Annotated in this window: 16 protein-coding genes; 4 read left to right on the forward strand and 12 right to left on the reverse strand. The window is 71.2% G+C overall.

The window, feature by feature from the left end; genetic code table 11:
- Positions 1-11: 11 nt before the first annotated feature.
- The 5 genes from JGR68_RS10985 to nudE all read right to left on the reverse strand — a co-directional run bounded on the left by JGR68_RS10985 (position 12) and on the right by nudE (position 3,608).
- On the reverse strand, positions 12-725 hold the full coding sequence (locus tag JGR68_RS10985) for a response regulator transcription factor (RefSeq protein ID WP_199362827.1): 714 nt from the start codon (positions 723-725) through the stop codon (positions 12-14).
- A gap of 70 nt (positions 726-795) precedes the next feature.
- A complete protein-coding gene (locus tag JGR68_RS10990) occupies positions 796-1,098 on the reverse strand; it encodes a DUF962 domain-containing protein (protein ID WP_199362825.1) in 303 nt (100 codons plus the stop codon).
- A 36-nt stretch (positions 1,099-1,134) separates the two neighbouring features.
- Positions 1,135-1,962 carry a nucleoside triphosphate pyrophosphohydrolase gene (mazG, locus tag JGR68_RS10995; RefSeq protein WP_199362823.1) on the reverse strand — a complete coding sequence of 276 codons (828 nt, stop codon included), beginning with the start codon at positions 1,960-1,962 and terminating at the stop codon, positions 1,135-1,137.
- Between the two features lie 310 nt (positions 1,963-2,272).
- Complete coding sequence (gene cysQ / locus JGR68_RS11000) at positions 2,273-3,067, reverse strand: 3'(2'),5'-bisphosphate nucleotidase CysQ (protein WP_199362820.1); 795 nt, start codon at positions 3,065-3,067, stop codon at positions 2,273-2,275.
- On the reverse strand, positions 3,057-3,608 hold the full coding sequence (gene nudE, locus JGR68_RS11005; protein WP_199362818.1) for an ADP compounds hydrolase NudE: 552 nt from the start codon (positions 3,606-3,608) through the stop codon (positions 3,057-3,059). The genes cysQ and nudE overlap by 11 nt, the downstream gene beginning before the upstream one ends.
- A 38-nt stretch (positions 3,609-3,646) precedes the next feature.
- Between nudE and bioA the strand changes: the two genes are divergently transcribed.
- Together bioA and JGR68_RS11015 are read left to right on the forward strand one after the other, a co-directional pair.
- On the forward strand, positions 3,647-5,059 hold the full coding sequence (gene bioA, locus JGR68_RS11010; protein WP_199362816.1) for an adenosylmethionine--8-amino-7-oxononanoate transaminase: 1,413 nt from the start codon (positions 3,647-3,649) through the stop codon (positions 5,057-5,059).
- A 25-nt stretch (positions 5,060-5,084) separates the two neighbouring features.
- Entirely contained in the window at positions 5,085-5,822 is a 738-nt protein-coding gene (locus JGR68_RS11015; RefSeq protein WP_199362814.1) for a 16S rRNA (uracil(1498)-N(3))-methyltransferase, read from the forward strand.
- Between the two features lie 18 nt (positions 5,823-5,840).
- On the opposite strand, the gene JGR68_RS11020 is transcribed toward JGR68_RS11015, so the two are convergent.
- Genes JGR68_RS11020 through pilG form a run of 7 tightly spaced genes read right to left on the reverse strand, consistent with a single transcriptional unit; the run spans position 5,841 to position 17,635 of the window.
- Complete coding sequence (locus JGR68_RS11020; protein ID WP_199362812.1) at positions 5,841-6,326, reverse strand: chemotaxis protein CheW; 486 nt, start codon at positions 6,324-6,326, stop codon at positions 5,841-5,843.
- 11 nt (positions 6,327-6,337) lie between these two features.
- The gene (locus JGR68_RS11025; protein ID WP_199362810.1) at positions 6,338-7,915 is read right to left on the reverse strand and encodes a chemotaxis protein CheB; all 1,578 of its coding nucleotides are present in this window, start codon (positions 7,913-7,915) and stop codon (positions 6,338-6,340) included.
- On the reverse strand, positions 7,908-14,228 hold the full coding sequence (locus tag JGR68_RS14130; protein ID WP_199362808.1) for an Hpt domain-containing protein: 6,321 nt from the start codon (positions 14,226-14,228) through the stop codon (positions 7,908-7,910). Before JGR68_RS14130 ends, JGR68_RS11025 begins: the two co-directional genes overlap by 8 nt.
- Before the next feature lie 10 nt (positions 14,229-14,238).
- Positions 14,239-16,260 carry a methyl-accepting chemotaxis protein gene (locus JGR68_RS11035; protein WP_199362805.1) on the reverse strand — a complete coding sequence of 674 codons (2,022 nt, stop codon included), beginning with the start codon at positions 16,258-16,260 and terminating at the stop codon, positions 14,239-14,241.
- Positions 16,261-16,289: 29 nt separating this feature from the next.
- Entirely contained in the window at positions 16,290-16,847 is a 558-nt protein-coding gene (locus JGR68_RS11040) for a chemotaxis protein CheW (protein WP_199362803.1), read from the reverse strand.
- A gap of 1 nt (position 16,848) precedes the next feature.
- On the reverse strand, positions 16,849-17,214 hold the full coding sequence (locus tag JGR68_RS11045; protein ID WP_199362801.1) for a response regulator: 366 nt from the start codon (positions 17,212-17,214) through the stop codon (positions 16,849-16,851).
- Between the two features lie 19 nt (positions 17,215-17,233).
- A complete protein-coding gene (pilG, locus tag JGR68_RS11050) occupies positions 17,234-17,635 on the reverse strand; it encodes a twitching motility response regulator PilG (protein WP_199362798.1) in 402 nt (133 codons plus the stop codon).
- Between the two features lie 177 nt (positions 17,636-17,812).
- On the opposite strand from pilG, the gene gshB reads away from it, so the two are divergent.
- The gene (gene gshB, locus JGR68_RS11055) at positions 17,813-18,772 is read left to right on the forward strand and encodes a glutathione synthase (RefSeq protein WP_199362795.1); all 960 of its coding nucleotides are present in this window, start codon (positions 17,813-17,815) and stop codon (positions 18,770-18,772) included.
- 25 nt (positions 18,773-18,797) lie between these two features.
- A complete protein-coding gene (locus tag JGR68_RS11060; RefSeq protein ID WP_199362793.1) occupies positions 18,798-19,670 on the forward strand; it encodes a TonB family protein in 873 nt (290 codons plus the stop codon).
- Positions 19,671-19,672 lie beyond the last annotated feature (2 nt).

A 19,672-nucleotide genomic window follows, 5' to 3' on the forward strand; every position in this document is an offset into this window, starting at 1 on the left:
CCTGGCCGCCGTCAGGCGGGCGGCTGTTCGATGTCGGCGATCCGGTAGCCTGCGCTCTGCACGGTGTGCAGCAGCGGCTTGTCGAACGGCTTGTCGATGGTCTTGCGCAGGTTGTACAGATGGCTGCGCAGGGTGTCGGAGTCGGGCAGGCTGTTGCCCCAGATCTCGCGCTCGATCTCCTGGCGGTTGACCACCCGGGGCGACTCGCGCATCAGGATCGTCAGCAGCTTCAGGCCGATCGGCGACAGCTGCAGCTCGGTGCCGGAGCGCGTCGCCCGCAGGCTGGCCGGGTCGAGCACCAGGTCGGCGACCTTGAGCACTTCCGAGCCCACCTGGCGGCGCTCGCGGCGGATCAGCGCGCGCAGGCGGGCCTCGAGCTCCTGCACGGCGAAGGGCTTGACCAGGTAATCGTCGGCGCCGGCGCCCAGGCCGGTCAGCTTCTCGTCGAGCGTGTCGCGCGCGGTCAGCATCAGCACCGGCGTCGACTTGCGGGCTTCCTCGCGCAGGCGCTTGCACACCTCGATGCCGTCCAGGCGCGGCAGCATCAGGTCGAGCACGATCACATCGTAGTTGTTCTCGCTCGCCAGCCGGTAGCCGTCCAGGCCATCGGCGGCGTAGTCGACCTCGAAGCCGCGGCCCTCGAGGTATTCGCCCACCATCTCCGAAATGTTCCGGTTGTCCTCGACGATCAGGACAAGGCCACCGGGTTCCTGCGATCCGCGCATGAGTCCTCCAAAGGGACAGTCTTCAGCTTTGTGAAAGGCTGCCGGGAGACGCGTCCAGATCGCGTGAAGATCAGAGCCGGATGCGACCGGCGAGGATGTCGCGGAACATCACCCAGTCACCGGCAAACGAGTACAGCGGGTGGCTGAAGGTCGCCGGCCGGTTCTTCTCGAAAAAGAAGTGGCCGATCCAGGCGAAACCGTAGCCGGAGCCAAGCGCCGCCAGCAGCCACCAGGCGTTGCCGGAGGCGATCGCCACGCAAACGAAGGCGAGCGCCGCGCAGCTGCCGGCGAAGTGCAGGCGGCGCGAGGTCGCGTTGCGGTGTTCGGACAGGTAGTACGGGTAGAACTCGCGGAAACTCGAGTAGCGGGCCATGTCGCCTCCCGGTGTGGCCGACGGCTGGATGATGCCTCAGCCGTCGCCGTCGCGCTCGGCGTCCTTGACCCTGGTCCAGAGCGCGTCCTGCGCTTCGAGCGGACGCGCGGACAGCGGCGCGCCGTCGCGCTCGGACAGTACTTCCATGGCGCGGAAGCGGCGTTCGAACTTCCGGTTCGCGTGCCGCAGCGCCGTGCCGACATCGACCTTGGCGTGGCGCGCGAGGTTGGCGGCGACGAACAGCAGGTCGCCGAGCTCGGCCTCGAGCCGCGCCTGCGCAGCGGCGTCGCCAGGCGCGGCGGCAACCGCTTCGAACTCCGCGCGGACTTCTTCCAGCTCCTCGGCCAGCTTGTCCAGCACCGGCGCCGGCCCGGGCCAGTCGAAGCCGACCCTGGCCGCGCGATCCTGCAGCTTCACCGCGCGCTGCCACTCGGGAAGGCCACGCGAGAGGCCGGCCAGCGCCGAGCGGTCGTCGACGCCGGCCGCGCTGCGCTCGGCGCGCTTGATCTCCTCCCAGCTCGCGCGCACCGCATCGGCATCGTCGTGCCGCCCATCGTCGCCGAACACGTGCGGATGGCGCCGCTCCATCTTGTCCGCGATCGCCTGCGCCACCTCATCGAAGCCGAAGTGCCCGGCCTCGCGCGCCATCTGCGCATGGAACACCACCTGCAGCAGCAGGTCGCCGAGCTCGTCGCGCAGATCGTCCATGTCGCCGCGATCGATCGCATCGGCCACTTCGTAGGCCTCCTCGATCGTATAGGGCGCGATCGTCGAGAAATCCTGCGCGAGGTCCCATGGACACCCGCCCTCGGGGTCGCGGAGCTTCGCCATGATCTCGAGCAGGCGGTGCAGCTGGGTGGACATGCGGGTTCCTTTTTTTTGCCACGGATCTACGCGGATCTTTCGCGGATTTCCACGGATCAAGCGGTTGGAGGGAAAGGATTTGCCACGGATGACGCGGATTTGCGCGGATCTGGCCGAGGAAATCCTGCGGTGTTTCAGTCAGTGGGAAATGGCGTCCCCGTCGGCATGCACGGAAGCCACCTCAAGGATTCGGCTTGATCCGCGCAAATCCGCGCAATCCGCGTCATCCATGGCGAAAAAAGCGCTTCGACCTTCCTGCTCGATCCGTGGAAATCCGCGAAAGATCCGCGTAGATCCGTGGCAAAAAGCTCTACATCCAGCTCCGCCACGGCAACGCGGGATCCCCCAGGGCGATGAAATGGCCGTTGAGCAGGGTGTCGCGCTGGTTGTAGCGGAAGGGTCGGCCCTGGAGGTCGAGCACGCAGCCGCCCGCGGCTTCGAGGATGGCCTGGCCGGCGGCGGTGTCCCATTCGCTGGTCGGGCCCATGCGCGGATAGGCGTCCATGCCGCCCTCGGCCAGCAGGCAGAACTTGAGCGAAGAGCCCAGGCCGATCGTTTCGTGCGCGCCGAGGCGCTGCAGCAGGGCCGCGGTGCGCGGGTCGAGATGGGAGCGGCTGGCGGCGACGCGCAGCGGGGCGGTTGCGGGTCGGCGGGTGGCGATCGGGCGTTCGGCGTCGCCGTCGCGTCGGAAGGCACCCTCGCCCGGCGCGCCGTGCCAGACCGCACCGCCGACCGGCGCCTGGATCACGCCGAACACCGGCACGCCGTGGTCGACCAGCGCGATGTTGACGGTGAACTCGCCATTGCGCTTGAGGAATTCGCGGGTGCCGTCGAGCGGATCGACCAGCCAGAAGCGCGACCACGCGCGGCGCCGCCCGGTCGGCACCGCATGCGCGGATTCCTCGGACAGCACGGGGATGTCGGGCGTCAGCCGCGTCAGGCCATGGACGATGCAGTGGTGCGCGGCGAGGTCGGCCGCGGTGACCGGGCTGGCGTCGGCCTTGGCGCGCACGCCGAAGTCGTCGCCGTCGTGCACCGCCATGATCGCCGCGCCCGCGTCACGGGCGATCGCGACCACGCCCTCGCGCAGGGCCTCATCGCGCATGGTGTTCCAGCCAGTCGCGGGCGATGAACAGCGCGGCGATCGAGCGGCCTTCGGAGAAGTCCTCGCGCAGGATCAGCTCGTGCAGGCGGGCCAGCTTCCACGGCACCACTTCGAGCTCTTCCGGCTCGTCGCCCGGCAGGCGCTGCGGATACAGGTCGCGCGCCACCACGAGGTGGGTCGAGTGGCTCATGTAGGTGGGCGCCAGGGTCAGCGCGCGCAGCACCTCGAGCCGGCGGGCGCCGTAACCGGCCTCCTCCTTCAGCTCGCGGTCGGCCGCCTGCAGCGGCGTCTCGCCGGCATCGATGCGGCCCTTGACCAGGCCCAGTTCGTAGCGGTGCACGCCGGCCGCGTACTCGCGCACCAGCAGCACGGTGTCGTCGTCGATCATCGGCACCACCACCACCGCGCCGTGGCCGCGGCCATGCAGGCGCTCATAGCGCCGGCGCTCGCCGTTGGAAAACTCCAGGTCCAGACGCTCGAGGCGGTAGGGTCCGGCGTCCGACTCGGTGACCGAGTGGATGACCGGCAGCCGACGGCTCACGGCCGCCCCCAGGCGCCATCCGGGGCGATAATGCGGCGATGTCCGACAAGTCTTCCCACGATCCCGCCATTCTAGCCGAGGGCGACCGCTGGCGATCCCGCGACCTGGCCGTGCTCTGGCACCCCTGCACGCAGATGCGCGAGCACCCCGACACCCTGCCGCTGCTGACCGTCTCGCACGGCGACGGCGCCTGGCTGGTCGGCCACGACGGCCGCCGCACGCTGGATGCGGTGAGCAGCTGGTGGACCAACATCCACGGCCATGCGGAGCCGCGCATCGCCGAGGCCATCGCGCGCCAGGCGCGGCGGCTGGAACACGTGATCCTCGCCGGCGCCACGCACGAGGGCGCGATCGAGCTCGCCGAACGCCTGCTCGCGATCGCACCGCGCCAGCCGGGGCGGCCGCCGCTGTCGAAGGTGTTCTACGCCGACAACGGCTCGGCCGGCGTCGAAGTGGCCCTGAAGATGGCCTTCCACTGGTACCGCAACCGCGGCGACGAACCGCGGCGCACGAAGTTCGTCGCCCTGCGCAACGGCTACCACGGCGAGACCATCGGCGCGCTGTCGGTGGGCGACATCCCGCTGTACCGGCGCATCTACGCACCCTTGCTGATGGAGGCGATGTTCGCGCCCTCGCCGGACGCCTGGAACGCGCGGCCGGGCCAGTCGGACGAGGACTGCGCCGAAGAGGCGGCCGACGCGCTGGCGCGCCTGTTCGACGAACATCCCGGCGAGATCTGCGCGCTGATCCTGGAGCCGCGCCTGCAGTGCGCGGGCGGCATGCGCATGCACCACCCGGTGTACCTGAAGCGTGCGCGCGAGCTCTGCGACGTGCACGGCGTCTTCCTGGTCGCCGACGAGATCGCGACCGGCTTCGGCCGCACCGGGACCCTGTTCGCCTTCGAGCAGGCCGGCGTGATGCCCGACCTGATGTGCGTGTCCAAGGGCCTCACCGGCGGCTTCCTGCCGCTGGCCGCGGTGCTGGCCACGCAGTCGATCTACGACGGCTTCCTCGACGAGTCGCGCGAACGTGCCTTCCTGCACTCGCACAGCTACACCGGCAATCCCCTGGCCTGCGCCGCGGCGCTGGCTTCGCTCGACATCTTCGAGTCCGACGACGTCCTCGCCCGCAATCGCGCGACGGCCGCGAAGATGGCCGACGCCGCCGCCACGCTCGCCGACCTGCCGCACGTGGCCGAAGTGCGCCAGGCCGGCATGGTCGTGGCCTTCGAACTCACCCGCGACGGCGACCGGTCGACGCCGTTCGACCCCGCGGACCGCGTCGGCCTGCACGCCTATCGCGCGGCCCTGGACCACGGCGTCCTGCTGCGCCCGCTGGGCGACATCCTTTACTGGATGCCGCCGTACTGCATCGATGACAGCCAGCTGGCGCTGCTGACGGATGCGACGCGGGTGGCGATCCTGCAGGCCGGGCGGGACAGCTCCGCGTAGAGCCGAGGCAAGAAGAGGAAGCCCCATGCGCGTCATCCGTTCCCACGTCGAAGAACCGCTCGCGGTCGGCACGCGCCTGGCCCTGCCGGAGGCCGCGGTCGGGCATCTGTTGCGGACCCTGCGCCTGGGCGCGGGTGACCCCTGCGTTCTGTTCAACGGCGACGGGTTCGATTACGCCTGCCGGATCGTCTCCGCCGGCAAGCGCGGGGGCGAGGTCGAGGTGCTGGCCGCGCACGAGGTCCGCAACGAGTCGGCGCTCAGGATCGTGCTGCTGCAGGGCGTGGCCCGCGGCGAGAAGATGGACTGGATCCTGCAGAAGGCGACCGAGCTGGGCGTCGCGGGCTTCGTGCCCGTGGCCAGCGATCGCAGCGAAGTGCGGCTGGACGCGGCACGCGCCGAGAAGCGGCTGGCGCACTGGCAGGGCGTGGTGGCCTCGGCCTGTGCGCAGGCCGGACGCGCGGTGATCCCAGACGTCGCGGCCCCCCGTCCACTTGCCGAAGCGGCGGCAGGCCTGCCGGCGGATGCGCTTCGGCTGACCCTCGACCCGGCGGCCTCGGCCGCGGTTCGCGCACTGGCGGATCCCTCGGGTCGTCCCGTGGTGGTTGCGATCGGACCGGAGGGTGGCTGGTCGCCGCGCGACCGGACGGTGCTGGCGGAAGCGGGCTTTGAAGGACTGCGGCTGGGTCCGCGCATCCTGCGCACCGAGACGGCCGGCATCGCCGCGATCAGCGCGCTGCAGGCGGCCTTCGGCGACCTCGCCTGAGCGGACCCGCCGGGTCGCTCAGGCTGCCAGCGCCTCGCGGATGGCGCCTTCGATGGCGTCGACGTCGGGCAGCAGCGCCGGTTCGCCGTTGAGCAGCACGCGCATCAGCACGCCCAGCGGCAGTGCCCCGGCCTGTGCGGAATCCCCCTCGCCGGCATCGGCCACCAGCGCGTCGCGCGACACCGTCACCAGTCGCGGGAAGCCCTTGGTCAGCACCGCCACGTAGGGCACGTGGGCGTCGCCACCCAGGGCCTTGAGCACCACCACCTTGCTGCCCAGCCCGCCGGCTTCGTCGGCGATCCCGGCCAGGCGCGCGAACGAGGCCAGCGGAAGCTGCCAGCCGCGCCAGCGGATGCGGCCCAGCAGCCACTCCGGCGCGTCGGCCACGGGCTCGGGATCGGCATAGGACAGCACCTCGGCGATCGTGGCGTTGGGCAGCAGCAGCCGCGCGCCCTCGACCTGGATCAGCACGCCGCGGATGTCCTGGATGGCAGTGGTCGTCATGTCGTGTCTCGTCAGGGCCAGCGGTCGATCAGGGCCTGGGCCAGGTCGCCGGGTTCGGCCGACACCGCGCCCTGTGCGACCAGCGCCGTCACCGCCGCGCCGTCGTAGCAGCTCCCGGGGGCCTGCGCGAGCACCAGGGCGCCGGCATCGGCCATCGCCGCGGCGCGCTCCACGCGCTCGACGCTGGCGCCGCTCAGGAACACCAGTGCGCTGTCCGTCGCCGGCAGTGCGTCATAGCCGGTCGCCTGGTCGCCGCCGGCATCGGCGAAACGCAGCCGCGCGCGATCGTCGACGATGGTGACGCCCGGCGCCAGGAAGTACACCGTGCCCGCCTCGGCGAGGTGGCCGGTCTCGGCCAGCGCGACCGGCAGTGCGCTGGCCCGCTGCATCTGCTGCACCAGCCGCTCGTAGCGGCCGCCATCCAGCTGCAGCCGCACCAGCACGGTGCGGGCGAACTCCTCACCCAGGCCGCCGAGCAGCTGGCGCACCGCATCGGGTCCGCCGAGGCCGGCCTCGACCACCACGGCGCCGCGAAGCTGCCCGTGGCCGTAGCTGTCCGGATCGGCCAGCGAGATGCCGTCGAGCCGCGAACCCAGGGCGTCGAGATCGATCGCGTTCGCACCCGCATCACGCGTGGCGATCGGCCCTGACTCGTCGTCGGCCAGGGACAGCCCTTCCAGGCGCGACTCGAGGGCGTCCAGGTCGATCGTGCCGGCCGGCTCGCGCGTGGCCAGCGGCGCGTCATCGTCTGCCAGCGACAGGCCGTCGCCCAGCGACAGCGGATCGCGGGCAGGCGCGGACGCGTGCGCATCAACTGGCGGCTCGTTGCCGGCCGGGACAGCGGGTTCTTCCGCGAAGGAAAGCCCTGCGGTGTCGAAGGTGGATCCGCCGTCGCGGCCGGCCAAGCTGTCTTCCGCGCGGTCGGCGTCGCCCTCGATGCCTTCGCGCGATGCGGCGGCGCTGGCGATCAGCTCCGCCAGCGCCGGATCGTCGGCGAGCGAGAGTTCGTCGCCACCCGCCGACGACCAGTCCATGTCCTCCGCGGCCACCAGGCCGGAGAAACCCGCAGGCGCGTCCGCGGGCGAGGCGTCGAAGTCGTCCGCGCGCGGCACTTCGGCGGCCAGGTCCTGTGCCGCATCGGCCATGGCGCCGATGTCGATGCTCTGCGGATCGAACGCACGCTCCGGCAGCCCGCCCGGGACCGGATGCACCGTGTCCTCGGATTCGCCACCGGGCGGCAGCACGTCCTCGTGGCCGTGGAGCTTGGCCGCGAGGTGGCGCACCCAGCGCGCCGCGTCCCAGCCGTCGCGGCGCGCGGCCACGTCGGCCTCGTCGAACATCACCAGCACCGCCGGATCCGACAGCAGGGCGTCGTAGCGCTCCAGCGCATCCTCGATCGCGGGCTCGAGCGCCACCAGCACCACCGCCGGGCGCAGCGCGCGCGCCTCATCGGGATCGCCCGTGGCCGGATCGACCGCGCCCAGCAGCTCCGCGCCGGCATCGGCCAGCGCCGCCTCGAGCCGCAGCCTCGCCTCGCCTTCGCGGGCCAGCAGCAGCACGCGCACGGCCTGGTGGACCGGCTCAGCCATTGCGGACGCTCTTCAGCAGGTCGTTGACGTTGCGCAGCAGCTCGTTCTCCTGGTACGGCTTGCCGAGGTAGCGCTCGACGCCGATCTCGAACGCACGCTGGCGATGCTTCTCGCCGGTACGCGAGGTGATCATGATGATCGGCACGTTGCGCAGGCGCGGGTCGGCCTTCATCGCCGTGGCCAGCTCGTAGCCGTCCATCCGCGGCATCTCGATGTCGAGCAGCATCAGGTCGGGCACGCGCTCGACCATCCGCTCCAGCGCATCCAGGCCGTCCTTCGCGGTCGAAACCTCGTAGTTGTGGCGTTCGAGCACGCGACCGGTGACCTTGCGCATGGTGATCGAGTCGTCGACCACCATGACCAGCGGCACGCGGCGCTGTTCCGGCGTCTCCACCGGGGTCACGTCGCGCGGCAGGGCGACCTGCTGGCGGCGCACCAGCGGGGCGACGTCGAGGATCACCACGACGCTGCCGTCGCCCATGATCGTGGCGCCGAAGATGCCCGGCACCGAGGCGACCTGCGGGCCGACCGGCTTGACCACGATCTCGCGGTTGCCGGTGATCTGGTCCACCGCCACCGCCACGCGCAGCTCGCCGGAGCGGATCAGCAGCAGCGGCATCTGCAGGTGGCCTTCGGCGCGCGCCGCGGCATGCCCGACCAGGCCGCCGAGGTCGTGCACCGCGTAGTCCTCGCCGCCGTAGGCATAGGTCGCGCCTTCGCGCTCGAAGTCCTCGCGGGCGATGCGGCCGACGCCGCGGACCGATGCGATCGGCACCGCGAAGCTGGTCTCGCCGATCCTGACGAACACCGCCTGGGTCACCGCCAGCGTCTGCGGCAGGCGCATGGTGAAGGTGGTGCCCTTGCCGCGCTGGCTGGCGATGTCGAGCGCGCCGCCCAGCTGGCGGACTTCGCTGGCCACCACGTCCATGCCGACGCCGCGGCCCGACAGCCGGCTGACCTCGTCGGCGGTGGAGAAGCCCGGCTGGAAGATCAGGCTGTCGAGGTCGCTGTCGGCCAGGATCGCGTCTTCGCGCAGCAGTCCGCGCTCGATGCCCCGGCGACGGATCGCCTCGCGGTCCAGGCCGCTGCCGTCGTCCGCGACCTCGAGCACGACTTCCGAGCCTTCGCGGCGCACCGAGATGCGCACCGTGCCCTCGTCGGCCTTGCCGGCGTCGCGGCGCGATCCCGGCTTCTCCAGGCCGTGCGCAACCGCGTTGCGGAGCATGTGCTCCAGCGGCGCGGTCATGCGCTCCAGCACGTTGCGGTCGAGCTCGCCCTGCGCGCCGTCCAGCCTGAGCTGGGCGTGCTTGCCGGTTTCGGACGCCGCCTGGCGGACCACGCGGCGCAGGCGCGGCACCAGCGAGTCGAACGGCACCATGCGCGTGCGCATGAGGCCTTCCTGCAGGTCCGAGCTGACCCGCGACTGCTGCAGCAGCAGGGTCTCGTACTGGCGGGTCAGGTCGTCGAGCGTGCCCTGCAGGCTCGACAGGTCGGCCGCGGACTCGGCCAGCGCGCGCGAAAGCTGCTGCAGGGTCGAGAAACGGTCGAGTTCGAGCGGGTCGAAGGTCGCGTCCGCGCTGTCCTGCTCGCGCTGGTAGCGCGCGATGATCTGCGCTTCGGTCTCGATGTCGAGGCGGCGGAGCTGGTCGCGCAGACGCATGTTGGTCTGCTCCATCTCGCCCATCGCGCCGCGGAACGCACCGAGCTGCTGCTCGAGTCGCGCGCGGTAGATGGCCACCTCGCCGGCGTAGTTCACCAGGCGGTCGAGCAGGTCGGCGCGGATGCGCACCTGTTCCTGCGGCGCGCGGATGGTGATGTCGTCCTCGTCCGACTGCAGCGGATCGCTGATCGGCGCGGTCAGCGGCTTCAGCGCGACCGCCGGCGCCGGGACGCGCGGCGCGGGCGAGGCCAGCGCCTCGGCGGACAGCTCCTCGCCACGGGCACGGGCGTCGAACGCGTCGATCAGGCCCTGCGAAGGATTGATCGCGCGGCCTTCGCCGACGCGGGTGACCATGGCGTGCAGCCGGTCGAAGCCGCGCTCGAGCAGGGGCACGTCGCTGCGCGACAGGTCGAAGCGCTGTTCGGACACCGCCTCGAGCAGCGACTCCATGGAGTGCCCGAGCTCGCCGATGGCGAACACGCCGGCCATGCGCGCGCCACCCTTGAGGGTATGGAGGTCGCGCTGCAGGCCGACCAGGGACTCCCGGTCGTCCGCGGACTCGCGCAGCCTGGCGAGCAGGCCGTCGGAATGGTCCAGCAGGTCGCGGCCTTCCTCGACGAAAATGTCGACCAGCTCGGTATCCAGGCCGGTGAAATCGAAGCTGGCGTCGGGATCCTCGTCGGTCGGAATGGCGGCCAGCATCGCGGCGCTGGCCGCGGCGATCTCGCGATCGGCGTCCATGCGCTGGGCGGCCTGGCGCTCGGCTTCGGCGCGTTCCAGTTCCAGGCGTTCGGCCTCGATGCGCGCAGCCTCCGCGCGCTCGGCTTCGAGGCGTTCGGCCTCCAGGCGATCGGCTTCGGCCTGCTCGGCGGCGAGGCGTTCGGCCTCCAGGCGCTCGGCCTCGGCGCGTTCGGCGTCCAGGCGCTCCTGTTCGCGGCGCTCGGCGTCCAGGCGTTCGGCTTCGAGCCGCTCGGCTTCGACGCGTTCCGCCTCGAGTCGTTCGGCGTCGAGCCGCTCGAGCTCGAGGATCTGGGCTTCGAGCTCGGCCAGCTCGAGGCGTTCGGCTTCGAGGCGTTCGGCTTCGGCGCGCTCGGCGTCGAGACGCTCGGACTCGATGCGCTCGGCTTCAACCCGTTCCGCCTCGATGCGCGCCGCTTCGAGCTCGGCTTCGCGCGCTTCTTCGACCAGACGCGCGGCCGCGAGCTGCTGCGCCTCGAGCTCTGCTGCCTCGTCCATCGCCTCGGCCAGGCGTGCCGCCTCGGCGCGTTCGGCTTCGAGCGCCTCGGCTTCGCGGCGCACGCTTTCGAGACGCTCGGTTTCGAGACGCTCGGCTTCGATGCGTTCGGCTTCGAGAAGCTCCGCTTCAAGCCGTTCCGCTTCAAGCTGTTCTGCTTCGAGGCGTTCTGCTTCAATCCGCTCGGCTTCAAGCCGCTCTGCTTCAACGCGCTCGTTTTCGATGCGCTCAGCGTCGAGCCGCTCCGCTTCAATGCGTTCCGCTTCAACGCGTTCCGCTTCAAGTCGCTCCGCTTCAAGGCGCTCGGTCTCGACGCGCTCCCCCTCCAGGCGTTCCGCTTCAACGAGCGTCGCAGCCCCGTCGCCCATCGCCGGCGCGGAGCCGAAGCCTGCGTACTCGCTCAGGTCGATGTCGACCAGCTCCGGGGTGGCGCCTTCGATGATCGCGTCGTCCGGATCCCGCGCAGCCGCGGCAAGGGCCTCGAAATCCAGCGGCGCGGGTTCGGGCAGGTCGTCGCGCAGCGACAGCAGGCGCGCGGCCAGCGCGGCGGCGACCGGCACCTGCGGGCTCGTCGCCTGCAGGCCGACGATGGCGGCACGCGTGACCGCGGCCAGCTGGCCGATCGCGGCCACGCCCTCGCCCGACGCCGGCGTACCGGCGGCCAGGAGTCGACGGACGTAGCCTTCGGCCGGCGTCAGTGCCTGCGCGACCGTCGGCAGCTCGGTCATCGCGAACGCGCCGTTCATGGTGTGCAGCGCGCGCAGCAGTTCTTCCGACGCCCGCGCGTCGCCCGCACCGGCCCGATCGACCCACGCGTCAACGGTCACCAGGTGGCCGGTGACCTCGGCATCGAGGATCTCGAGCAGCAGGGCGTCCACCGAGGCGGGCACCATGTCCAGCGATTCCGCCGCGTCGGCCGCAGGCTCGGCCTCAGTGGCCTCCACCGGCACGGACGCGACGGGCTCGTCATGAGCGTCCACGGGCGGCACCGCGACCGGCGGCTCGACGACCGCAGGTTCCGCCGCGGCAACCGGCGCGACCGGCGCCGACGGCGTCGTCGCCTGGCCGGCACTGGCCTCTTCGGGCATGCCTTCGTCACCCGCCGCGATGCGGTCGGCCGAGCCCTGCATGCGCTCGAGGTCGGCCTGGACGGTGCCATCGCCGCGCAGGGCGGCCTGCAGCTGCGGCAGGGTGTAGAAGGCCTGGTCGACCATCGCGACCACCGCCGGGCTCGCCACGCGCGTGCCGTCCAGCACGCGGTTGAGCATGTTCTCGATCTTCCAGCTGAACTCGCCGAGCGTGCGTGCGCCGACCAGCCGGCCACTGCCCTTCAGCGTGTGAAAGACGCGGCGGATCGGGCGCAGGCGCTCCAGGTCCGCGGGCTGCGCGCGCCAGAGCGGCAGCAGCTGGTCGAGGTTGTCGATCTCTTCGGCGAACTCCTCGAGGAAGACCTCGCGGATGTCGTCGTCGATCTCGTCTCCGGTCGCCTCGAAGCCACCCTGGCCTGCGGCGGCTCCGGATGCCGGCGCCGGCGCGGGGGCCGGTCGGGCGTCGGCTGCAGCGTCGGCCGACGCCGCGCCGGACGCGGTCGCCTCGGCGGCACCGGCAGGGCCGCGATCGATGAGCGCCTCGATCGTGCGCTCGATGTCGGCGCTGCTCACGACCGCCGGAGCCTCGCCGGCGTCCGGCGACACCGCGTCGTGCGCCCGGCTTGCCGGCAGCGGCCAGTAGCCCAGGCTTTCCAGGCTGTGCCGGCTGACGTCCAGGATCTCGTCGCGGTTGAAGCGCCGCTCGCGCAGCGCCTCGAGGTAGTACTCCAGACTCGCCAGCGCGTCGGCGAAGGTGTCCAGCTGGCGGCCGTTGGGCACGCGCCGGCTGGCGATGAGTTCGTCCTCGATGTAGCGCCGGACGCCGGTCAGGTAGGCGGCCGGCTGCGGCAGCTCGAGCATCTGCAGCGCACCGGACACCTCGCCGAGCAGGCGCGGCACCTCGGCGAGCTCGGCATGGTCCCAGCCGGTCTCGATGAAGGCGACGAAGGCCTGTCGGGCATCGGCGAAATTCGCGATCGCCTCGCGCGCAAGCACGTCGAGCACCTTGTCGGCCTCGCCCGCGGCCAGGTCGCCCTGCTCGGGCGCGCCCTGGTCGCCGGCGCCGAGGCGCGCGACCTGGTCGTCCAGCGTGGCGTCGACGTACAGCAGCGCGCCGGCGACGTCGAGCAGCGCACCCTCGTCGGCCGCCCGCTGGCCGCCGACGATCTGCGCCATGGCGGTACGCTGCTGTTCCACCACGCCGCGCGCGACGCCGAGGCCGAGCATGCCCAGCGTATCGGCCACGCGCCCCAGCGCCTCGACCTGCGGCGCCAGGCGTGACAGGTCGGTTTCGGCGGTGCGCAGGTAGAGGTCGAGCGCGTCCTTGACCCGCAGCAGGTCTTCCTTGACGGCCGCGGCCACGGTGTCGAGCAGCGCGCGGTTGCGCCCGCTCATGCTGCCCTGGGCGTGGCTGATTTCGGAGTCGGTCGGGAGCTGCTGCTGCAGCTCGAAGGTCTCGTGCAGCGCACGCAGCGCGGCATGGTCGGTGGTCGCGTGGGCCGCGTGGTAGAGCAGCTGGCGGGTCGGCTCGAGCGCGGACTCCGCGCGCGGCACGCCGAAGCCATCGTCCTCGAACAGCCGGCGCGATTCGCGCTCGACGCTGGCAAAGGCCTGGCGCAGCGCGGGCGTCGACGGCAGCGCGCCATCGGCCACGGCCTTGGCCACCGAAGCGGCGACCCACAGCATGCGCCGTGCCGGCTCCGCCTGGACATGTCCCAGCAGGTGTTCGAGTGCGGACGACAGCGCGTTCGGATCCGCGACCGTTCCCGACTCGGGCCAATCGGCCATCGAAGCACGCAGGTCGGCCAGCAGCGGCTGGGCGCGTGCGTTGCGCACCGGCACCGGATCGTTGGCGACCACGGCCTGCGCCAGGTCGCCCGGCAGCGGACGCTGCAGGTCGGGCGCGAACAGCACGCTTTCCGACAGTCCCGGCTCGCCGCGCGCGGCGCGCAGGTCGTTGAGCAGGGGCAACAGGACGATCGGGATGTCCTTGTGGCCGCTCTGCAGGCGCTCCAGGTAGTCGGGCAGCAGCACCACGCCGCGCATCAGCATCGCGCAGGCGCTGTCGCGGTCGGCCACGGCGCCGTCCTGCAGCGCCTGGGCCAGGCGCTCCATTTCCTCGGCCACCATCGCCGGCGCGTACAGCTCGACCATGCGCAGCGTGCCCTGCACCTGGTGCAGGTAGCCCGCGCAAAAGCGCATGCGGCTGGTGTCGGTCGGGTCGGCGGCGAAGTCCTCGATCTCGATCCGCGCCTGGCGCAGGGTCTCGTCGAGCTCCGGCTTGACCCAGCCGAGCGTGGTGTAGTCGATCGCGTCGCGCAGGGCGGTCATCGGACTGGAATCAGGCCGGCAGCTTGAAGTCGGCAACCGAGCGGCGGAGGTCCGCCGCCAGCTGCGCGAGGTTTCCGATCGAGGCCGCCGTCTGGTTGGCACCCTGCGAGGTCTGCGCGGTGATCGACTGGATCGTGTTCATCGTCTCGGTGATGTTCGAGGCCGCGGCGGACTGCTGCTGCGAAGCGCTCGAGATGCCTTCGATGAGCGCCGCCAGGCTGGTCGAGACGTTTTCGATCTCGCCCAGCGCGGTACCGGCGTCCTCGGCCAGGCGCGCACCGGCGACCACCTCGGAAGTCGTCTGCTCCATCGAGCTGACGGCCTCGTTGGTGTCGGCCTGGATGGTCTCGACCAGGGTCTCGATGCGCTTGGTGGCGTTCGAGGCGCGTTCCGCGAGTCGCTGCACTTCGTCGGCCACCACCGCGAAGCCGCGGCCCGCCTCACCGGCCGACGCCGCCTGGATCGCCGCGTTCAGCGCCAGGATGTTGGTCTGCTCCGAGATGTCGTTGATCAGTTCGACGATCGAGCCGATTTCCTGCGAGCTTTCACCCAGCCGCTTGATGCGCTTGGAGGTCTCCTGGATCTGGCCGCGGATGGTGTCCATGCCGGCGATCGTCTCGCGCACCACGCCCGCGCCCTTGGTCGCGATCTGCACCGAGCGCTGCGCCACGTCCGCGGACTCGGCGGAGTTGCGCGACACCTGGTTGATGGACTGCGCCATCTCGTTGATGCGGTCCGACGCGGAGCTGATCTCCTGCGCCTGGTGCTCGGCGGCCTCGGCCAGGTGCATGGCGGTGGCCTGCGTTTCCTGCGCGCTGGACGCCACCTGCACCGAGGTGTCGTTGATCGTCTGCACCAGGCTGCGCAGCTGCTCGACGGCGAAGTTGATCGAGTCGGCGATGGCGCCGGTCATGTCCTCGGTCACCGTGGCCTTCACCGTGAGGTCGCCTTCCGCGAGCGAGCCCATTTCGTCCAGCAGGCGCATGATCGCCTCCTGGTTGCGGTTGTTGAGCTCCATCGTGGTCTCGTAGCGGACCCGCTGGTCGCGGCTCAGTTCGCGCAGCAGTCCGACGATGGCCAAGAGCGCCAGCGCGCCGAACACGATCGAGATCCAGATGTTGCCGAGGATCGACGTGTCGTTGAGCGAGCCGAAGGTGGTCAGCGACTGGAACAGCGACTCGCTGTCCGACAGCAGCTTGTTGGAACCGGTGGCCAGCGAGGCGGCCGCGGTCTGCGCGCCGAAGAGGTTCTGCGAGCTGGCCAGGATCGCGTCCAGGTCCTTCTTCATCTCCTCCCACTGCGTGGTCGCCTGGGCCAGCGCGGCCAGCGCGCCGGCGTTCGCCAGCGGCTGCACGTTCATGGCCTCGTCGCCCGAACGCAGGCCGGTCAGCACCTGCTCGAAGACGCCCGCGTCGCGCGCCAGCGCGTCACCGGCCACCGATGCCGCGGCACCGCCCGCCTGGATCTCGGTCACGCGACGGGCCATGGTCGAGGCCAGCACCACCTCGCGCAGCGCGATGTAGATCTGCGACGACGGCGAACCGCTGGCCGACATCGCGCGCACCACTTCGTCGAGCTGCGCCTGCAGCTGCGGAACCGCCTGGGTGAAGCGCTGGGCGTTGCCGGCGAAGGCCACGACCGCGCCTTCGGACGCGATCACCTGCTCGGCGCTTGCCGACAGCGGCTCCCAGGTCGCGGCCACGGTGCGGATCTCGCCGGCGACGTCGGGCGTGCCGCCGAAGTTGGCGACCAGCTGCTGGATGTCGCTGTCGACCGCCGCCTTGGTGGCCTTGAACGCCGCGTAGGATTCGGCGCTGCCGTCCACCGCTTCCCGGCCCTGGTTGGCCAGGCGCTGCGAGTTCACCTGCAGGCTCGAGGCCGCGGTGCTGGCACCGCCCAGGCGCGAGGCCTTGGTCATCGCGTAGATCGTGTTGCCGGCGAAGATCGCGAGCGAGGCGATCAGCAGCCAGATCCAGACCCTGGCGCCGATGGTCCGACCCTTGCCGGTCTCGTTGTCGATGACGTTGCTCATGGATTACCTCTGGCCTGTCGGATGCGGCGTCAGGCCGCTGCTTGTCTGAATTCGGGAGTGCGCGACAGCCGGTCCAGGCTGAAGACGCCCCATGCGTGGCCGCCCACCTTGTAGGCGCGATCGATGAAGCCGGAATAGCGCCCCTCGGCGAGGGCCTCGTGCGACGACTGCTGTTCTTCCAGGAAGCTGCGCTGGCCGAACAGTTCGTCGATGGTCACCGCCACGTTGCCGCCGGGCTGGCGCACCACAAGCACGCGCTGGCCTTCGTGGATCACCGTGCGCTCGCCCTCGAGGAACAGGCGCAGGTCGACCACCGGCAGCAGGCTGCCGCGGATGTTGGCCACGCCGAGCATCCACGACTGCGCGCCGGGCACCGGCGTCAGCGGCGGCAGCGGCAGGATTTCCACCACCTCGTCGAAGCCGGAGGCCAGCAGGCGCGGGCCGACGCGGTAGCCGACGCCACGCCACAGGCCGGGCGCGTCGAGCTGCTCGGGCAGCCCGACGACGTGCGCCAGGCTGCGCCGCTCGAAGCCCGCGAGGACCTCGAAGGGGTCGCCCGCGCGGCGGCCGGTGTCGCGGCGGCCCACTTCAGCCGCCCAGCAGCGCGTTGATGCGCTCGATGAGGTCGGCTTCGACCGGAGGCTTGACCACGTAGCCGCGCGCGCCTTGGCGCATGCCCCAGGCCTTGTCGGTCTCCATGCCCTTGGTGCTGACGATCAGCACCGGGATGGCGGTGGTGGCGGAGTCGCGCGACAACGCGCGGGTCGCCTGGAAGCCGTTCATGCCGGGCAGCACGACGTCCATCAGGACCAGGTCGGGCAGCTCGGCACGCGCCGCCTCGATGCCGTCCTCGGCGTTGGTGCGCGCGATCACCTGGTGCCCGTTGCGCTCGAGGAGCTGGGTCAACACCGCGGTGTCGGTCGGCGAATCCTCGATCAGCAGGATCTTTGCCATGGTGTCCCTGTCCCCCCGGTCAGGTGTTGACGTGCGTTCGGATCGCGTCGAGGAGTTCCTCGCGCGTGAAAGGTTTGGTGACGTACTGCTCGGAGCCGACGATGCGGCCGCGCGCCTTGTCGAACAGGCCGTCCTTGGAGGACAGCATGATCACCGGCGTGTGCTTGAACAGCTGGTTGTTCTTGATCAGCGCGCAGGTCTGGTAGCCATCCAGGCGCGGCATCATGATGTCGACGAAAATGATCTGCGGCCGCTGGTCGGCGATCTTGGCAAGCGCCTCGAACCCGTCCGTCGCGGTCACAACCTCGGCGCCCTCGCGACGCAGCAGCGTCTCCGCCGTCCGGCGGATCGTCTTCGAGTCGTCGATCACCATCACGCGCAGGCCTTCCAGGCTGCCAGCGCGGCTTTGGTCCTGCGTCATCGTGTCTCCCCGTGCATGGCGCCTGCACTGCGGCCCCATTGCGAGCGTCTATCTTGCAGTCCGCCGCACCGGTGTCAAGCGCGCCGTGCGGCATTTCGCGCATGCAAACGCGCGTCCGGCGCATGGCTCCCCGCGACAGCTGATAACATTTGTCACTAACTGCCGTGGAAGGCCCGTATGCCGCTTGATGTCGTCGTCGTGATGGATCCGATCGGGTCGATCAAGGTCGCGAAGGACTCCACCTTCGCCATGCTCCTCGAGGCGCAGCGCCGCGGCCATCGCCTGCACTACGTCGTGCCCGGAGGCCTGTCGATGGACCAGGGCCGCGCCCGCGCGCTCGCGGCCCCGCTCTCGGTCCGCGACGACGCCCGCGACTGGTTCGAACTGGGAGCTGCGTCACATCGCGAGTTCCAGGCCGGCGACGTCGTGCTGATGCGCACCGACCCACCGGTCGATGCCGACTACGTGCACGACACCCAGATCCTGGACATCGCGCGGATGGCCGGTGCCAACGTGGTCAACGACCCGCGCGGCCTGCGCGACCTCAACGAGAAGCTGGCCGCGCTGCTGTTCCCGCAGTGCTGCCCGCCGACCCTGGTCAGCCGCGAGGCCGCGGCGCTCAAGGCCTTCGTGGCCGAACACGGACAGGCGGTGCTGAAGCCGCTCGACGGCATGGGTGGTCGCTCGATCTTCCGCGCCACCACCGGCGAATCCAACCTCAACGTGATCCTCGAGACGCTCACCGACGGCGGCCGCCACCTGGCCATGGCGCAGCGCTACCTGCCCGAGATCAGCGAAGGCGACAAGCGCATCCTGCTGATCGACGGCGTGCCGGTGGACTACTGCCTGGCGCGGATCCCGCAGGGCGACGAGTTCCGCGGCAACCTCGCCGCCGGTGGCCGCGGCGAAGGCCGCCCGCTGAGCGAACGCGACCGCTGGATCGCGGCGCAGGTCGGACCGGAGATGGTCAGGCGCGGCATGCGCTTCGTCGGCCTGGACGTGATCGGCGACTGGCTCACCGAGGTCAACGTCACCAGTCCGACCTGCATCCGCGAACTCGACGCGGAGTTCGGGCTCAACATCGCCGGGCTGCTGTTCGATGCGATCGAGCGCGGGGCGCCGGGCGTCCAGGCATGACCGCGGCGCGGGATCCCGGGCGGACGTGAGCACGATGGTCGCCCCCGGGGGCGTCGGCGAGCGGCAGCGCCTGGGCGCGACCATGGTGCTGTCGCTGCTGGTGCACGCGATGGTGGTGCTCGGCGTCGGCTTCGCGCTCGAGGAGGCGGCGCCGGTGCTGCCCACGCTCGACGTGATCCTGACGCGCACCAGCAGTCCGCTGACCCAGGCCCAGGCCGACTTCCTCGCGCAGGCCAGCAACCAGGGCGGCGGCGAGGACGAGGCCAGCCGGCGGCCGCGCGACGCCCAGGCCGGGCAGCTGCCGCAGGACGAGGACGGCGTCGCGCAGCGCGCGGTGCGTGCGCAGTCGCCCGACCTCGCGCCGCCACCGGAAGCGCGCGTCGTCGCCAGCCGCCGCGGCGAGGCCGCCGTGGCGGCGCCCGAAGCCACCCCGCAGGTCGAGGAGCAGGTGCTGCCACGCGGGCCGGAGAAGATCGAGCGCGACCTGGCCATGGCGCGGCTGGCGGCCGAGATCCACCTGCAGTCCGAACGCTACGCCAAGCGCCCCAAGCGCAAGTTCGTCTCGGCCTCGACCCAGGAGTGGGCCTATGCCACCTACCTGCGCGCGTGGGTGGACCGGGTCGAGCGCGTGGGCAACCTCAACTATCCCGACGAAGCCCGCCGCCGGCAGCTGTCGGGCACCCTGGTGATCAGCGTGGCCATCCGCCGCGACGGCTCGGTCGAGCGCGCCGAGGTGATCCAGTCCAGCGGCGTGCGCCTGCTCGACGCCGCCGCGCTGCGCATCGCGCGCCTGGCCGAGCCCTATCCGCCGCTGCCCCGCACCGAGGAGGAGATCGACGTCCTCCACGTCACCCGCACCTGGAACTTCCTGCCCGGCGGCGAGCTGGTCGACGACTGAGC

It is taken from the genome of Luteimonas sp. MC1750 (genome assembly GCF_016615955.1).
Classification (GTDB): Bacteria; Pseudomonadota; Gammaproteobacteria; order Xanthomonadales; family Xanthomonadaceae; genus Luteimonas.

What these genes read in the sequence shown, in the direction of transcription:
- JGR68_RS11035 (WP_199362805.1), bottom strand. Translation starts at nt 16,260, where the DNA reads ATGAGCAACGTCATCGACAACGAGACCGGCAAGGGTCGGACCATCGGC.
- cysQ (WP_199362820.1), bottom strand. Translation starts at nt 3,067, where the DNA reads ATGCGCGATGAGGCCCTGCGCGAGGGCGTGGTCGCGATCGCCCGTGAC.
- JGR68_RS11015 (WP_199362814.1), top strand. Translation starts at nt 5,085, where the DNA reads ATGCGCGTCATCCGTTCCCACGTCGAAGAACCGCTCGCGGTCGGCACG.
- JGR68_RS11025 (WP_199362810.1), bottom strand. Translation starts at nt 7,915, where the DNA reads ATGGCTGAGCCGGTCCACCAGGCCGTGCGCGTGCTGCTGCTGGCCCGC.
- JGR68_RS11020 (WP_199362812.1), bottom strand. Translation starts at nt 6,326, where the DNA reads ATGACGACCACTGCCATCCAGGACATCCGCGGCGTGCTGATCCAGGTC.
- JGR68_RS10990 (WP_199362825.1), bottom strand. Translation starts at nt 1,098, where the DNA reads ATGGCCCGCTACTCGAGTTTCCGCGAGTTCTACCCGTACTACCTGTCC.
- JGR68_RS11045 (WP_199362801.1), bottom strand. Translation starts at nt 17,214, where the DNA reads ATGGCAAAGATCCTGCTGATCGAGGATTCGCCGACCGACACCGCGGTG.
- pilG (WP_199362798.1), bottom strand. Translation starts at nt 17,635, where the DNA reads ATGACGCAGGACCAAAGCCGCGCTGGCAGCCTGGAAGGCCTGCGCGTG.
- bioA (WP_199362816.1), top strand. Translation starts at nt 3,647, where the DNA reads ATGTCCGACAAGTCTTCCCACGATCCCGCCATTCTAGCCGAGGGCGAC.
- JGR68_RS10985 (WP_199362827.1), bottom strand. Translation starts at nt 725, where the DNA reads ATGCGCGGATCGCAGGAACCCGGTGGCCTTGTCCTGATCGTCGAGGAC.
- gshB (WP_199362795.1), top strand. Translation starts at nt 17,813, where the DNA reads ATGCCGCTTGATGTCGTCGTCGTGATGGATCCGATCGGGTCGATCAAG.
- JGR68_RS14130 (WP_199362808.1), bottom strand. Translation starts at nt 14,228, where the DNA reads ATGACCGCCCTGCGCGACGCGATCGACTACACCACGCTCGGCTGGGTC.
- mazG (WP_199362823.1), bottom strand. Translation starts at nt 1,962, where the DNA reads ATGTCCACCCAGCTGCACCGCCTGCTCGAGATCATGGCGAAGCTCCGC.